Source organism: Streptomyces sp. NPDC006332 (assembly GCF_040612855.1).
GTDB lineage: Bacteria > Actinomycetota > Actinomycetes > Streptomycetales > Streptomycetaceae > Streptomyces.
This window is the reverse complement of sequence record NZ_JBEXRA010000020.1, coordinates 138,753-153,590: the sequence shown is the minus strand read 5'-3', so window position 1 is coordinate 153,590 and position 14,838 is coordinate 138,753. Positions and strand designations below refer to the sequence as shown.

Sequence of the window (14,838 nt, the reverse complement as noted above, 5' to 3'; positions counted from 1 at the left end):
CCCCTCCCTATGGGGCCTGCCCGGTTAGCCACACCCGCCCCCCCCCCTGCGCGGGGTGGGGGCCCCCCCGGTTCCCCGGCCCGGGCCCACACCGCGTGCAACGGGTTCCCGCCACCGTTGCCCTGCAGGATCCGGGTGACACCGAAGCGCAGACGCTTGGGCGGCCCGTCCTCCTTCACGGGGCGTCGAAGACGGCGGGTGAACTCGCCCAAGGGGGCGGAATCCCCTCAGCACATCCGACACCCTCTGCCTCCACGCCGTTCGGCAGCCAGCCGACCGGTGATGACAGCGCCACCGGTCGTCACGGCCAGGGACATCTGGTTGCTCTGGCCGGACTTCGCCAGGGCGGCAACGTCAACCAGCAACTCGTCGGGCTGCGCATGAGGCGGGCCATGTTCGCCGGCCATCCGGCTGCTTGAGCGGTGACGCCACGGGGCAAGGAAGGTGCTCACGGCAGACCACAGTGTCCGCCGCGTCACGAGCCACAGCCGGCTGCTGCAAACCTTCGAGGGAGGCCAGGCCCGTGCCCTATCGGGTGCGTCGGCAAGGGCTGTGGTGGAACGGACGGCTGCGGCGACGGCAATCACCGTGATCATCACGGTCACCCTGGTCTCTGAATCGTCCATGCGCGTGCCCCTGGCTACCGAACCCCTCTGGCCCACCCCGCCACCTGCCAACCCCGCAGAGTCCCAGTGCTTGCCTGAAGGGGGTGGAGGACCAAAGTCGACGCATGACGGCACCTGCTGCCGTGAGCCCGTGTCAGGGGCCGTGCCGGTTCGCCACCAGCTGCTCGATCATCCTGGGATCGTCGAGGGCGGCGCCGGGCCTTCTGCCACGCTCGTCAACGGCCGACCTGGGGGCGTCACGGCTGGCAACGTCCGTGCCGGTCGGTGGTGTTCTCACGAGACGCAGTGTTGGCCGGTGCCGCCGACGGTAGCCGCGGTGCAGGCGGCGACGCCACGCCCAGCCCGACTGCCACACGGTGGCGGGTCACTGTGAGCGCCGGACAGAGCCTCGCAGCTGCTTGAACCATCCCTGGGGCCGGTCGAGGCGGACTACCTCATCTTCAAGCGCGCGGAAATCTGTACCCGCTGGAGTAGACATTCGGCGGCGGTGTAGTTACCGTTTCTCTCGTAGTCGAGATCGAGCGAGGCTCGGCAGAGATGAACTGCCGGGCAGTAGTACGCAGTTGCAGTTGGCATGACGGTGCGGTGGTGGAGTTCCGAAGCCAGAGTGGTCGCAGGACGGCGACGGGACTGACAACCGGACCGGGTGGCCCGCAGTGATCAGGGGCCGCCATAAGCGGCACCGCAGTGGCGGTGCCAGCAGTTCGCAGTTTCCGTCAGTGAGTAGTCGATCAAGAGGGAAGAACGGAGGAGCCGAGCGCCATCAGGATCGCCCGGGTGGAGTCTTTGACCCGGGTACCGCAGGACATCGATAGTGAGGTGGTCTCCGGTCGAGCAACCGCGATCCCCGCGCCCCCGACAACGTCTCGGTCGGGTCTGCGGAAACACAGGGCCGGCGCAGTATCAGGGCCGGCGGATGGTGTAGCAGTTCCTTCGGGGCCCTGGTGCCAGTACGGCGCCAGGGCCCCTCAACGCGTGCCACAGAACAGAGAGGTGCAATGACAGCAGACGACACATTCGGCCGTCTCGATGACGACGACTACCCCGCCTACACCCGCCTCATCACCCCACTGCGCTCCGCGGGCGGCCACCGCCGCTACTCCCGCTATCAGCTGCGTATCGCCGCCCGCGCCCGGGAACTCGTAGACCACGGCACCCCCATTGAGGCCGCCTGCCGCATCATCATCCTCGAAGACCAGCTCGAGGAAGCCCAGCGCCTCAACGCCGAAAATCACCGCGCCACCGAATCAGCGAAACCGACCGCAGCAGCATGAGATGAGCGTGCCCGCCCGCGTCGGCGGGCACCGCACGCACGGTCTGCCGTGCGGTGTGATCGTTTCCTGTGTGACGCGGCGTGTGGGCGTGTAGCGTTCTGTGTCAGCTGTCGTGGTTCGGAATTCCCCTGCCCGCGCCTTTGGTGTGGGCGTTTTGCTGTGCTGTGCCGCAGGAACCAGGGCGACCACCTCCGCTTTCCGCATGGAGCGGGAGGCGTTCATCGACTGGAAGGCGTCAGACATGGCGACGGGAACTGTGAAGTGGTTCAACGCGGAGAAGGGCTTCGGCTTCATCGCCCAGGACGGCGGCGGCCCGGACGTCTTCGCGCACTACTCCGCGATCAACTCCACAGGCTTTCGTGAGCTCCAGGAGGGCCAGGCCGTGACGTTCGACGTCACGCAGGGCCAGAAGGGTCCGCAGGCCGAGAACATCAACCTGGTCTGACCTCGCAAACCTGCCCGAGGGATCGCGCACACTGTGTCCGGTGAGCGCCACCCGTGCGGGCTTTGCCGCCCACCGGGCGCAGCGCCTGCTCTCGTGCCGGGCGTGCACACGATCAGAGGCCGCGCAGCCATTGCTGCGCGGCCCCTGATCTGTTGAGGCGGAGGATGGGGGATGCGAGCTCGGCCTCAACTTCCTGACCTCAGTTGCTTCGATCGTCGTCCGGTTCGGGTGCCGCATGCCCTGCGCCTCTGTTCGCGCAGATTGAAGCAGCGGACGGTCAGGTGCCCGTCCGGGCGTCGAGGAAGGCTTGCCGCCCAACCGGATCGTCCCATCTGCGGTCCGCATGCAGAACGCGCCAGGCGGTGAGCTCGAGATCTCGGAGCCACAACTCGCCGATGACCTGTGTCTTGAGGTCAGGCAAATGGTCGGACTCGGCGAGGGCTTGACCGATCACGTACCCGGCCGCTACGCGCTGGGGCGGAGTCATCTCATCGACGGCCGAGAGGATCTGCCTGGCCAGGGCGGTTCCCTCTCCGTCCAGAGAACGCAGCACCGGAGCCTCCATGTTGACGGGTAGCAGGTACGCGGTGCCCGAGACCGGTTTGCGATGACGATGTAAGCCAGGGCGTGCGCGGTCTCGGCCGAGCGCCCGTCCCTGGTCGCTGGTGTCGGTGTCCAGGTGGGTGGCTGCTGACTCCCGTGCCGGGCCGCGACGCCGGCAAGACCGTGACCGGTGCCGGGGACCCGGCTGCCGGGCCCCCGGACTCAGGCGTCGATGATGACGGGGATGATGAGGGGCTTGCGGCGGTGGGTTCGAAAGGCCCAGTTCGCCACTGCGCGGGCGACGAGTTGTTCGAGCTGGCGGGCGTCCCCGACGCCTTCCTCGGCCGCGGTGGCCAGGGTCTTCTCGATGACGGGGATGACCGGCTCGAAGGTGGTGTCGTCGTGGACGAAGCCCCGGGCCAGGAAGTCGGGGGCCTCGGCGAGGGCGCCGGTGTCCGCGTCGACGATCGCCACCACCGTGACCACGCCTTCCTCCGCGAGGGTGAGGCGGTCCTTGAGGGACGCTTCGGTGGCGCCGCCGACTTCCATGCCGTCCACGTAGACGTTGCCGGCGGGGACCTTGCCGGTGATGGACGCGCGCCCGTCGACGAGGTCGACGACGACGCCGTCCTCGGCGATGACGACCCGCTCGGGGTCGACGCCGGTACGGATGGCGAGGTCGCCGTTGGCCCGCAGATGGCGCCATTCGCCGTGCACGGGCATGACGTTGCGGGGCTTGACGATGTTGTAACAGTAGACGAGTTCGCCGGCGCTGGCGTGCCCGGAGACGTGCACCTTGGCGTTGCCCTTGTGGACCACATGGGCGCCCCACCGGGTGAGTCCGTTGATCACCCGGTAGATGGCGTTCTCGTTGCCGGGGATGAGGGAGCTGGCGAGCAGGACGGTGTCGCCCTTGCCGATGCGGATGAGGTGGTCGCGGTTGGCCATCCGCGACAGCGCGGCCATCGGCTCGCCCTGGGATCCGGTGCACACCAGGGTGATCTTGTGGTCCGGGAGCTTCTCCAGCTCCTTGGTGCTCACGACCAGCCCGGAGGGGACCTTCAGATAGCCCAGGTCACGGGCGATGCCCATGTTGCGGACCATCGAGCGGCCGACGAAGGCGACCTTGCGGCCGTGCTGGTGGGCGGCGTCCAGTACCTGCTGGATGCGGTGCACATGGCTGGCGAAGCTGGAGACGATGACGCGGCGCGGAGCGGTGCGCATCACCTGCTCGATCGCCGGGTTCAGCTCCCGCTCCGAGGTGGTGAAGCCGGGCACTTCGGCGTTGGTCGAGTCGGTGAGGAACAGGTCCACGCCCTCCTCGCCGAGGCGGGCGAAGGCGCGCAGATCGGTGATGCGGTCGTCGAGGGGGAACTGGTCCATCTTGAAGTCGCCGGTGTGCAGCACCATCCCGGCTTCGGTCCGGATCGCGACCGCGAGGCTGTCCGGGATGGAGTGGTTGACCGCCACGAACTCGCAGTCGAAGGGGCCGAAGCGCCGCCGGTCGCTCTCCCGTACCCGCACTGTGCGCGGCCGGATGCCGTGTTCCTTGAGCTTGGCCTCCAGGAACGCCAGTGTCAGCTTGGAGCCGACCACGGGGATGTCGGACCGCTCGCGCAGCAGGTACGGCACGCCCCCGATGTGGTCCTCGTGGCCGTGGGTGAGGACCACGGCCACGATGTCGTCCAGCCGGTCCCGGATCGAGGTGAAGTCCGGCAGGATCACGTCCACGCCGGGCTGGGTCTCCTCGGGGAACAGCACACCGCAGTCGACGACGAGCAGTTTGCCGGCATGCTCGAAGACGGTCATGTTGCGGCCGACTTCACCCAGGCCGCCCAGGGCGATGACTCGCAGCCCTCCTTCGGGAAGGGGAGGGGCGGCTTTAAGTTCGGGGTGCGGATGACTCATACCCTGACGGTACCCGTAGAGCGGGAGGGCATGATCCGTTGCCTGTCGCGGGCCGTCGCGCGGGATGCCAACCGGCTCACGCGGCTCGTGCGGGTTCTACTCGCTCGTCCTCGCTCCACCGGAGCTCGATAGAAGTCCACAACCTGGCCAGAACGGTATCCAGAGTCCCCCTTAGGGGCATCCGTGACAGGAATGGCGCTGCATACCCCCCACTGGCTGGCCTTCATCTGGCGGGGCTCCGTGATCGCCGAGGGCCCGGCCGACGCCGGGACGGCGAAAAACCTGGTGTGCGGGGCCGACGGAACCGGGTAACGTCTTGGGCATGTTCTTCCAGACGCCGATTCACGAGTGAGAGCGTGATGGGCCCTTGCTGACGTCCTTGGACGTCGCCGCGCCTGTCCCCCACCAATGAATCCGTAGATCACTTCACCTCTTTCCGGGAGAACCCGTGAGCAAGAACATCAACAACCCCGTGGGCATGGGCGGCGGCCAGCGCAAGAAGCTGTCCCGTGCCGAACGGCAGAACAACGGTCCGCACCGCAACCTCGACCGCCAAAATGCCGCCGACCAGAAGGCGGAGCTGGTGCGCAAGATGCGCGAGAAGGCAGGCGCAGCCGAGGGCGCCGGGCAGACGAGCGACGGCACCGCACAGAGCTGACGCACCGCCGCCGCAGGGCGGCACCGCACGGGGCAGGGCCCGGACCGCGACGCGCGGTCCGGGCCCTGCTGCCGTACCGGGCGCGGCCGGTGCCGCTCAGCTCTCGGCCGAGCACCCGCGTCTCAGCCGGCCACCCGGGGCAGCTGGTCCCGACGCTTCTTGGTGCTGTTTCGCCTGGTCAGCAGCGCACGCCTGGTACTCGGTCGTGCTGATGACGCTCTGTATCGTTCAGTCCTCTGTGGTCCGGACGGCAAGCGGGCACCACTGATCAGGGCGTGGGTCGCAAGGTGTAGTCGTCGGTGCAGGACTGGACCTGCGAGGTCGTGCCGCTGCCGAGGATTGGTCTTCGTGATGCCGGCGTCGAGGACGACGTGCTTGGTGGCGATGTTGGTGACGCAGTGATTGGTGGAGATGAATGTGGCGTCGCCGCCGGCGACCAGGTGAGGCTGGAGGTGGTACCCAACAGTTTCACCGAGTCGGCGGGCCAGGTTTGTAGTCGATGAGGTTGGTGGAGATCACGGTGTTGTCGCCGACGAGGTGGATCAGACCGTAGAGGTCGTCCTTGCCGTTGTCGGAAGTTGTCGGAAGTTGTCGGTCACGTCGAAGGCGTCCGCACCGTTGTTGACCGGGGCGCGTTCGAGGTGGACGAAGCCCATGCCGGTGACCTTGCACGCGTCGTTGTCGGACGCGAACCGGATGCCGACCTTGCCGTTGGTGTGGGAGTTCTGCGTCGGGGTGAAAGGTTTAGAGGTGAGTCACACCGAGCCTCGTCTGTGCCACCACACTTGATGCTGCGACGCGAGCCGCCTGGAGGCCGTGATCAAAAAGGAAAGCGTTGCCCGTAGCGGCTGAAGGAGGGTACGTGCCCAGAGGGCCCACTGCCGACACGGCCATGAGTACATGCCGGAGAACGTATACCTGGGCTCTCGTCGGCTGTCCGGCAGTGCGGAGCGAGGCAAGGCCCGCTACGTTCACCCCGGCGATGTGACATCTCGTGACAGATGAGAGGCTCAGGCGGGTGAGCGAGACACCACCGAACACCCTGCAATACCGATTCGACGGACCAGAAGACGCCCCAGTCCTGATCCTCGGTCCCTCACTGGGTACCACCTGGCACATGTGGGACCGCCAGGTCCCCGAGCTGACGAAGCAGTGGCGGGTCTTCCGGTTCGACCTGCCCGGCCACGGCGGCGCTCCCGCGTACCCGGCGGGCGCGGTGGGCGACCTCACCGCGCGGCTGCTCGCCACCCTCGACGGTCTCGGCGTGCACCGCTTCGGCTACGCGGGCTGCGCGCTCGGCGGCGCCGTCGGTATGGAGCTGGCCCTGCGCCATCCCGAGCGCCTCGCCTCGCTCGCGCTGATCGCGGCCTCGCCCCGCTTCGGCACGGCCGACGAGTTCCGCCAGCGCGGCGTGATCGTACGGACGAACGGGCTCGACCCGATCGCCCGGATGTCCCCCGATCGCTGGTTCACCGGCGGGTTCGCAGCGGCGCAGCCCGCGATCACCGAGTGGGCCGTGCAGATGGTGCGTACCACCGACCCCGGCTGTTACATCGCCGCCTGCGAGGCGCTCGCCTCGTTCGACGTGCGGGGCGAGCTCGCGCGCGTGGGCGTGCCCACCCTGGTCCTCGTCGGTTCGGACGACCAGGTCACCGGCCCCGCCGAGGCCCGCACCCTGGTCGCGGGCATCCCGGACGCCCGGCTGGCCGTCGTCCCCGGCGCTTCCCACCTGGTGCCGGTCGAGCAGCCGACCGCCGTCACCGACCTCCTGGTCAGACACTTCTCCACCGCCTGGCAGCCCGCCTTCGACTCCACCACCGGTATGACGGCGATCCAGGCCACCCCGGTAAAGCCGGTCCTGGCCGCCGCGCCGCCGCAGCCCGCACCGGTCGCCGAGATCGCCGCGGCCGTCGCGGGCCCCGAGGTCTTGGGCCGCCCCGACCCGTACGACGCCGGTCTGAAGGTGCGCCGCGAGGTGCTCGGCGACGCCCACGTGGACCGGGCCCTGGCACAGGCCGACGACTTCTCCGGCGACTTCCAGGAGTTCATCACCCGCTACGCCTGGGGCGAGATCTGGGACCGGCCCGGTCTGGACCGGCGCTCACGCAGCTGTGTCACCCTCACCGCCCTGGTCGCGGGCGGCCACCTCGACGAGCTCGCCTTCCACACCCGCGCCGCCCTGCGCAACGGTCTCACCCCCATCGAGATCAAGGAGGTGCTGATGCAGGCGGCCGTCTACTGCGGCGTCCCGGCGGCCAACAGCGCCTTCAAGGTGGCCCAGCAGGTCATCCGCGAGGAGACGACCCCCAGCGAGTGAGCCTGCCGCGAGTCCAGGACACGTCGGAGGCAGGATGGAAACCATGAAGCTCACGAAGAAGTCCCATGCCTGTGTCCGCCTCGAGAAGGACGGCCGGACACTCGTTCTCGACCCCGGCGGATTCAGCGAGCGGGACGCCGCGCTCGGCGCCGACGCCATCCTCGTCACGCACGAGCACCTCGACCACTTCGACGAGGAGCGACTGCGGGCCGCATTGGAAGCCGACCCGGCCGCCGAGATCTGGACCCTCCGGTCCGTCGCGGAGAAGATCTCCGCCGCTTTCCCCGGCCGCGTACACACGGTCGGCCACGGCGACACCTTCACCGCGGCCGGCTTCGACGTCCAGGTCCACGGAGAGCTGCACGCGGTCATCCACCCGGACATCCCACGCATCACCAACGTCGGCTACCTCGTCGACGGCGGCAAGGTCTTCCACCCCGGCGACGCGCTCACCGTCCCCGACCACGCCGTCGAGACGCTGATGCTCCCGGTCATGGCCCCCTGGAGCAAGATCTCCGAGGTCATCGACTACGTCCGCGAGGTCAAGCCGCGGCGCGCCTACGACATCCACGACGCCCTGCTCACCGACCTCGCCCGCCCCATCTACGACAACCAGATCGGCGCCCTCGGCGGCGCCGAACACCTGCGGCTGGCGCCGGGCGCATCGACGGACGTGTGACGGGCGGTCCCGCCAGCCCGGTCGGCCGGCGCCGACCGCGTTGTCAGACCCGCCCGGTAGGTTGTGAGACATGCGCATCGCGACCTGGAACGTGAACTCGATCACCGCCCGCCTGCCGAGGCTGCTGGCCTGGCTGGAGAGCAGCGGCACCGACGTGCTGTGCCTCCAGGAGGCCAAGGTCGCCGAGGCGCAGTTCCCGCTCGACCAGCTGCGCGAGCTGGGCTACGAGGCGGCGGTACACGCCACCGGCCGGTGGAACGGCGTGGCGGTGATCTCCCGCGTCGGCATCGAGGACGTGGTCAAGGGCCTGCCCGGCGACCCCGGCTACGACGGGGCGACCGAGGCCCGGGCCCTCTCCGCGACCTGCGGCCCGGTCCGCGTCTGGTCGGTGTACGTGCCGAACGGCCGTGAGGTGGACCACCCGCACTACGCCTACAAGCTCCAGTGGTTGGAGGCCCTGAAGGCGGCCGTCGCCGGGGACGCGGCCGGCGGCCGCCCCTTCGCGGTCATGGGCGACTACAACGTGGCGCCCACCGACGACGACGTCCATGACGTCGCCGCCTTCGAGGGCCTCACCCACGTCACCCCGGCCGAGCGCGCCGCCCTGGCCTCCCTGCGCGAGGCGGGCCTGTCCGACGTGGTCCCGCGCCCCCTGAAGTACGAGCACCCCTTCACGTACTGGGACTACCGCCAGCTCTGCTTCCCCAAGAACCGGGGGATGCGCATCGACCTGGTGTACGGCAACGAGCCGTTCGCCAAGGCGGTGAAGGACGCTTACGTGGACCGCGAGGAGCGCAAGGGCAAGGGGGCCTCCGACCACGCGCCGGTCGTGGTCGACCTCGACGTGTAGTCCGACAGCAGCCGCAGATCCACCGACTCCGCGAGCGCGGCCAACCCCGCATCGGACGGGTGCAGATGGTCGCCGCTGTCGTAGGCGGGCAGCATGTGGTTGGGGGAGGCGGGGTCGCGGACCACACCGTCGAAGTCCAGCACGCCGTCGAACACCCCGGCGTCCCGGATCCAGGCGTTGACCGCGACCCGCTCGGCGTCCACCGCCGCCGTGCACCGTGTGTGGCCCCCGCACGGCAGGAGCGTGGCTGCCAGCGTGCGCAGACCACGGGCGCGGCCCCGGTCCGTGAACTCCCGCAGCCCCGCGATCACCTGCTGGGCCGAGGCACCGCCCAGCACGTCGTTCACACCCTCGAACAGCACCGCCGTACGCGCCGACGTCTGGGCGTGGACATCGCGGTCGAACCGGTTCAGGGCGCTCACTCCGGCCGAGTCCGTGGCGACCCCGTCCCCGGGATAGCGGTCGGTCACCACACGGTTTCCTGAGATCCCCAGGTTCAGCACCCCGTAGCGGGGGACCACGCTCTGCCCCAGCAGCCGGGTGGCCAGCACATTGGGCCAGCGCCGGTTCGCGTCCACGGTGGACCGGTCCCCATCGGTGATCGAGTCCCCGACCAGCACCACCGACCCCGGCCCGCAGCCCACGTCCACCCCGGTCAGCAGGGGCCAGTTGGTCAGCGTCGAGGTGTACGCGGCGGCCGAACCGTCCGCCGTATGGTCGCCCGCGTCGCTCAGGTACGACCGCTGCCGTGCGAGCCGGTGCACGGGCGCCGCCGGCACCGTCCCGGGCAGATGGAAGCTCACCAGCAGGTTGGCGTCCGCCGGTACCGCGAAGACCAGCGGATCACTGAACGACTGTGCCCCGGCCGGGATCTCGACCCCCGCCGCGCCGTCGAAGGTCAGCCGCTCCGGCGCACCCCGCGCCGTCGCACCCGAGGCCTGCACCGCCACCGTGGCGCCACCGATCCGCACCGGAGCCGTCGCGAAGGTGTTGTCGAACCGCAGCCGCAGCCGTGGCCCGCCCACGGAGGTGTGCACGACCAGCCGCAGTGTCCGGTCCGTCCACGGGCCGAGGGCCTGGTAGCCGGTGGTCGCGGTCGCCCAACTCCCGGTCCACTCCGGTGTGGCGGCCCGTACCGACATCGCGAACACATGCAGGTCGGTCGCGTACGGCAGCTGCACCGAGACCACCTCGCGCCCCGCGACCAACGGCACCGTCACGACGTACAGCCGTGCCTTCTCGACGAGTTGGCCACCGGGTGTGTTGACGTGCGGCAGTGCCACCGCCTTGGTGGCGAGCGGTCCCCGGCGCCAGTCGGAGGCGGTCAGCCGGTACGGGGAGACGGTGCCGTCCGCGTACTCGACCGTGCCCGTGCCGCCTGTGTCGGCGCCGCCGGTGCCGGCCACCAGGAAGGCGAGCCCGTCGCCGTGCCCGTGCAGGCGGACGTCCTGCCCGGCGGCCCGCACGTTGTCCGGTACGCCCGGCCGCCACCGCGGCCAGGTCAGCCGCGCGCCCAGCACGGTGAGGGGGCGCCCCGGCGTCCAGCCGGCGGCCGTGAGGTCCTGGGCCGACAGGGAGGCGCCGAGGCCGTCGAAGTCCGCCTCGCAGGGACGGGCGTCATCACTGACCGCCGTCGTGTCGAACAGTTCCTCCAGCGGGAGAGGCCCCGCCGCGCCCGCCGGGGCAGCAGGCATCGAGCTCGTGGGCACGAGGACCGCGCACAGGGCGAGAACGGCCACCCACCACCGGATGCTTCGGCGCACGGCCGTCTCCTTGGCAGAGAAGAGCAGAGAGGGGCAGAGGTAGGAGAGACAGGAGGTAACAGAGAGTCCTGGTAGAACAAAAGTCGCATACCGAAACTAAAGAGACACCGGGTACATGTCAACGAGCCATGCGTCGAGTCGCGGCGAAGTCGACCGGAATCCAGGGTCCGCGCGCCTGTGGTGCGTACGGCAGGGTGAATGACACGCTGGGCATATGAAGATCCCTTTTCTGGGCAACAGGCACGCGAAACCCGGCGCCCGCGACCCCGAGGGCATCGCCGAACTCCTCTCCGAGTGTGAGCTGCTGCGCTCCCAGGCGTCCCGGGAGGGCGTCCAACTCGACGACACCGCGGCCTCGTTGGAGGCGCTGGATCAGCTGGTGCCGCGCTGGCGGGACGACGCGGAGGTCCTGCCCTGGCTCGGTAACGACGCCGGGCTCTATCTCGGAACGGTCATCGTACGGACCGTCCCGGGGGCCTCCTGGGATCTCCGGCCGGACGGTCAGCCCGTGATCCGACTCGCCTCGGGGCGTGAGTTCGACATCGTCGACTCCGGTCACGAGTGGGCGTCGAGCGGTGCGCCCGAGCTCTCCCAGCTGTACGCCGAAGTCGCTGAAGCGTGAATCTCTGGCCCACAGATCGACGTAAATACGGCTAATGCCCGAAAAGTGCGTGTCGTGCATTTACGTCGATCTTGCCCCGATAAGTTGCGGGACCTACGACACAGCTGAGAGTGGGTAGGGCTGGGCATGGCCGTCGATCCGTTGATCGAACTGTGTGACGTCTACAAGTACTACGGGGGGCCGCGTGTCCGGCAGGACATCCACCTCACCGTCGGCAAGGGGGAGGTGGTCGTTGTCATCGGCCCTTCGGGTTCGGGGAAGTCGAGGCTCCTCGCCCTGCACCGACCCGCGCGGTGAGCGTGCCAGGGGCGTCCTGTCCAAGATCCTCAAGCACTGAGCGGACGGCGTCCTTCCCCCCGGCGCCCCGCCGCATCCTCCCCGGCGGAGAGTTCCCCGACGCGGGTCGGCCCGGCGCGCCGAACCTGGACTACGATGTGCCGTTCATGCCCACGGTGTCGGTCTCGCCGGCCCGCGTCGGGATGTGTGCGTTGCTCTTCCGGTTCGCCGCCCGGCTGTCCCGGCGGGAGCGGCGCGGTCAGAGGACCGAGGTCGCGGCGGTCACCGCGGCCGGACCGGGGACGCTGCTGCCGGGTGGGGGTCCCCCCACGGCCCCGAAACCGTAGGGGGGTGGCAGCTCACAGAGCCCATACCCGGCCGGCGGCAGCCGGAGATCACTGCTCGCGCAGCGGGATCGACACGTACGACGGGTCGTTCACCGGCGAGGAGAAGGTCAGCTGTGCGCCGGACGGGTTGTGCTCGATGTAGAGCGGGTCGACCGTGTCGACCACCAGGGCCAGCCGGTGCCCTGCCGGGACGTCGTAGGCCGTGGAGAACAGCTCCAGGTCGACGTCGAACGGCTTCCCGGGCGTTCGCCCGTGGAAGGTGTACGGCGCGTTGCTGACCAGCTTGCCGAGGCCGAGCGGCCCCACGTCGTAGAGGTACGCGACGAGGGTGCCGCTCTCCTTGGTCGGGGTGAGAGTGGTGTGCAACTCGGCCGTTCCGCGCACCCGTTGCGTGCTCGGGTACTTCTCCGACTGCCATACGGCGGCCCAGCGGCGGGGGAGCAGGGGGATCGAGGCGACGGGGGGCAGCCGGGCCACCTGGTCGAGAATGCTGGACAGGAAGACGACCCCGCCGTCCGCGCCCGAGTCGACGTTCGTGTGCAGGGTGGTCGTGCCCGCGAGGGCGATCTTCTTCCGGGTCGCGCCGACCGACTTCCAGTCCGGGTAGCCCTCGTAGCCGCCCGTGGAACGGGACTTGAGCCGCACGGGCTGCTCGCGGTCGACGCCGTTGTCGGCGCCCTTGAGGTAGTGGTCGAACCAGCGCTCGGTGTCGCTCCAGACGTCGTTGGGCAGCCCGAACAGGCCGGTGATCTCGGCGGTGGCGTGGTCGCCGGGGCGCAGCTCCAGCCTCTTCGGGCCGGTCAGCTTCTCGTAGAAGTCCGCGTACTGGTTGGGCGGGAAAATGGTGTCGCCCCAGGCGTTGGCCATCATGACCGCGGTGTCGTTCTTGTTCAGCTGATCGACGTAGGTCACTGCTGAACGCTTCTTCCCCCAGGCGACGAGCTCGGGTTCCGCGGCCAGGTTCGAGGCGTAGAAGTCGTCGAAGATCTGCCGGAGTTCGGGGCTCTGACGCCCGGTGACCAGGCTCGCGCCGTCCAGCAGGGCGGACGCCTGGACGTGCTGGGTGCGGCCGGAGTAGATGGAGCCGACCAGGTCGGCCCAGCCACTGAGGGCGGCGACCGCCTTGACGCGCTGGTCGTGCGCGGCGGCCAGCAGGCTGATGCCGGCGCCGTACGAGACGCCCGCCATGCCGACCTTCCGCGGGTCTGCCGGTGTGTGGGCGAGCGCCCAGTCGATGACCTCGGACGCGTCCGCCACGTCGGGCGGGCCGGCCACTTCTATCTCGCCGCCCGACTGCCAGAAGCCGCGCACGTTGTAACTGACCACGATGTAGCCGGAGTTCGCGAGCTTCTGGGCCTGGGCGAGGTACTCGACCTGAGGCAGGCCCCAACTCGTGGGCAGGACGAGCAGCGGGTAGCGGCGGGTGCCGTCGGCGTCGGCGGGTGTGATGACGTTCGCCTTGAGGACCGTGCCGCCGTCCCCGGCGATGTCGACGAATCGGATGCCGGTCGCCGCCTGGGCGCCGGGGGCGAGCCCCAGGGAGCCGCCGGCGATCAGCGTCGCGGAGACGGCACCCGCGGCGGCGGTGCGCAGGGCCTTGCGGTGGCGATGTCCCACGGGTCACTCCCTCGTACGGTCACTCGTGTCAGTGCAAAGTGACCCGACAGTAACCTCGATTCCTTACCGCAAGTAACCCGTCGGTAAGTTACGTGGGAGTAACGATAGTTGGAATGTGTACGACCCTGGGGGAGCCCGCCCTAGGAGGCCCGGTGGGAGTTGCGCCCCATCGCCGGGGTCGGCAGCGGCGCCTGTGCCGCCCGTGTCACGTCCGCGACCAGTTCGACCACATCGGGGCCGTACGCCGAGGAGTTGACCACCTTCAGAAGCACCACGAAGGAGTTGTGGCCGTGCTTGCGGGCCAGCCGCTCGTGGTTGCGGGCGAGATAGCGGGTCGCGGCCTGGTTGGTGATCGCACGCTGGCCGCAGAACAGGAACACGGGCCGGGTCCGGCCCGGATCTCCCGCCGTGAGCCGGGCCAGCAGCACGTACTCGGTCAGGCCGGTCTCCATGCGATAGCGCTCGCTGCCGATCTGGAAGGCCGATCGGTCCGGGCCCGGATCCGGGTCGGTGTTCACCCGCACCCCGGGCAGCATGGCGTGCATATGGGCCGCCATGCGCCGATTCGACCCCGGCCCGCCCACACAGAACTCCGTCCGGTCGCCGAAGCCCTGCCGGGCGGCGTCCTGGGTTATCACCTCGGCGTGCGCGCCGCAGTCCTTGATGAGCGCGGCAAGCTCCAGGAGCGCGAACACGTCGAAGCGGTGCACCGCGAGGTCGGGGCTGCCCGCGTCGCGGTTGACGACCAGCAGGGACTCGGAGTTGTCGGGCAGCCCGAAGAAGGCCTGCTTGCGGCGGAGCTTGCGCTTCCACAGGTAGGTCCGGGCCAGCCAGCCGAGCGTGGCACTGATACCGGCGGCCACCACACCCAGGACGATGTTGCGCACGTCGTCATTCATGGGCGGGCATGCTA

The 14,838-nt window shown here is 69.4% G+C and carries 13 protein-coding genes and 2 pseudogenes; 8 read left to right on the top strand and 7 right to left on the bottom strand.

Annotated features, from left to right (window positions below):
* Positions 1 to 119: 119 nt before the first annotated feature.
* Positions 120 to 407, bottom strand: a pseudogene (locus tag ABZ027_RS20065) (hypothetical protein); the annotation flags it as partial.
* Positions 408 to 1,624: 1,217 nt separating this feature from the next.
* Here ABZ027_RS20065 and ABZ027_RS20060 point away from each other — a divergent pair.
* Entirely contained in the window at positions 1,625 to 1,900 is a 276-nt protein-coding gene (locus ABZ027_RS20060) for a MerR family transcriptional regulator (RefSeq protein ID WP_356770043.1), read from the top strand.
* A 241-nt stretch (positions 1,901 to 2,141) separates the two neighbouring features.
* Complete coding sequence (locus ABZ027_RS20055) at positions 2,142 to 2,345, top strand: cold-shock protein (RefSeq protein WP_055495910.1); 204 nt, start codon at positions 2,142 to 2,144, stop codon at positions 2,343 to 2,345.
* A 277-nt stretch (positions 2,346 to 2,622) separates the two neighbouring features.
* On the opposite strand, the gene ABZ027_RS20050 is transcribed toward ABZ027_RS20055, so the two are convergent.
* Positions 2,623 to 2,898: a hypothetical protein gene (locus ABZ027_RS20050; protein ID WP_356770041.1), complete on the bottom strand. Its 276-nt coding sequence runs from the start codon at positions 2,896 to 2,898 to the stop codon at positions 2,623 to 2,625.
* Positions 2,899 to 3,110: 212 nt separating this feature from the next.
* Positions 3,111 to 4,796: a ribonuclease J gene (locus ABZ027_RS20045; protein ID WP_356770039.1), complete on the bottom strand. Its 1,686-nt coding sequence runs from the start codon at positions 4,794 to 4,796 to the stop codon at positions 3,111 to 3,113.
* A 448-nt stretch (positions 4,797 to 5,244) separates the two neighbouring features.
* Between ABZ027_RS20045 and ABZ027_RS20040 the strand changes: the two genes are divergently transcribed.
* Positions 5,245 to 5,454, top strand: coding sequence for a DUF6243 family protein (locus ABZ027_RS20040; RefSeq protein ID WP_356770037.1), 210 nt, complete (start codon positions 5,245 to 5,247; stop codon positions 5,452 to 5,454).
* A gap of 122 nt (positions 5,455 to 5,576) precedes the next feature.
* Here the strand turns inward: ABZ027_RS20040 and ABZ027_RS20035 are convergent, their stop codons facing one another.
* Positions 5,577 to 5,867, bottom strand: coding sequence for a hypothetical protein (locus ABZ027_RS20035; RefSeq protein ID WP_356770069.1), 291 nt, complete (start codon positions 5,865 to 5,867; stop codon positions 5,577 to 5,579).
* A 605-nt stretch (positions 5,868 to 6,472) separates the two neighbouring features.
* Between ABZ027_RS20035 and pcaC the strand changes: the two genes are divergently transcribed.
* The 3 genes from pcaC (at position 6,473) to ABZ027_RS20020 (ending at position 9,300) form a co-directional block, all read left to right on the top strand.
* The gene (gene pcaC / locus ABZ027_RS20030; protein WP_356770035.1) at positions 6,473 to 7,771 is read left to right on the top strand and encodes a 4-carboxymuconolactone decarboxylase; all 1,299 of its coding nucleotides are present in this window, start codon (positions 6,473 to 6,475) and stop codon (positions 7,769 to 7,771) included.
* Between the two features lie 43 nt (positions 7,772 to 7,814).
* A complete protein-coding gene (locus ABZ027_RS20025) occupies positions 7,815 to 8,450 on the top strand; it encodes an MBL fold metallo-hydrolase (RefSeq protein WP_356770033.1) in 636 nt (211 codons plus the stop codon).
* Between the two features lie 70 nt (positions 8,451 to 8,520).
* Positions 8,521 to 9,300 carry an exodeoxyribonuclease III gene (locus ABZ027_RS20020; RefSeq protein ID WP_356770031.1) on the top strand — a complete coding sequence of 260 codons (780 nt, stop codon included), beginning with the start codon at positions 8,521 to 8,523 and terminating at the stop codon, positions 9,298 to 9,300.
* On the opposite strand, the gene ABZ027_RS20015 is transcribed toward ABZ027_RS20020, so the two are convergent.
* The gene (locus ABZ027_RS20015) at positions 9,225 to 10,994 is read right to left on the bottom strand and encodes an SGNH/GDSL hydrolase family protein (protein ID WP_356770067.1); all 1,770 of its coding nucleotides are present in this window, start codon (positions 10,992 to 10,994) and stop codon (positions 9,225 to 9,227) included. The two genes, ABZ027_RS20020 and ABZ027_RS20015, sit on opposite strands and share 76 nt — an antisense overlap.
* Before the next feature lie 283 nt (positions 10,995 to 11,277).
* On the opposite strand from ABZ027_RS20015, the gene ABZ027_RS20010 reads away from it, so the two are divergent.
* Positions 11,278 to 11,685 (top strand): DUF6278 family protein, encoded by a 408-nt coding sequence (locus ABZ027_RS20010; protein WP_356770029.1) that lies wholly within the window; start codon positions 11,278 to 11,280, stop codon positions 11,683 to 11,685.
* 126 nt (positions 11,686 to 11,811) lie between these two features.
* Positions 11,812 to 11,955: pseudogene (locus ABZ027_RS20005) on the top strand (ATP-binding cassette domain-containing protein); the annotation flags it as partial.
* Between the two features lie 401 nt (positions 11,956 to 12,356).
* Here the strand turns inward: ABZ027_RS20005 and ABZ027_RS20000 are convergent.
* Both ABZ027_RS20000 and ABZ027_RS19995 read right to left on the bottom strand, forming a co-directional pair.
* Positions 12,357 to 13,925, bottom strand: coding sequence for an alpha/beta fold hydrolase (locus tag ABZ027_RS20000; RefSeq protein WP_356770027.1), 1,569 nt, complete (start codon positions 13,923 to 13,925; stop codon positions 12,357 to 12,359).
* A gap of 140 nt (positions 13,926 to 14,065) precedes the next feature.
* The gene (locus ABZ027_RS19995) at positions 14,066 to 14,824 is read right to left on the bottom strand and encodes a hypothetical protein (protein WP_356770025.1); all 759 of its coding nucleotides are present in this window, start codon (positions 14,822 to 14,824) and stop codon (positions 14,066 to 14,068) included.
* Positions 14,825 to 14,838 lie beyond the last annotated feature (14 nt).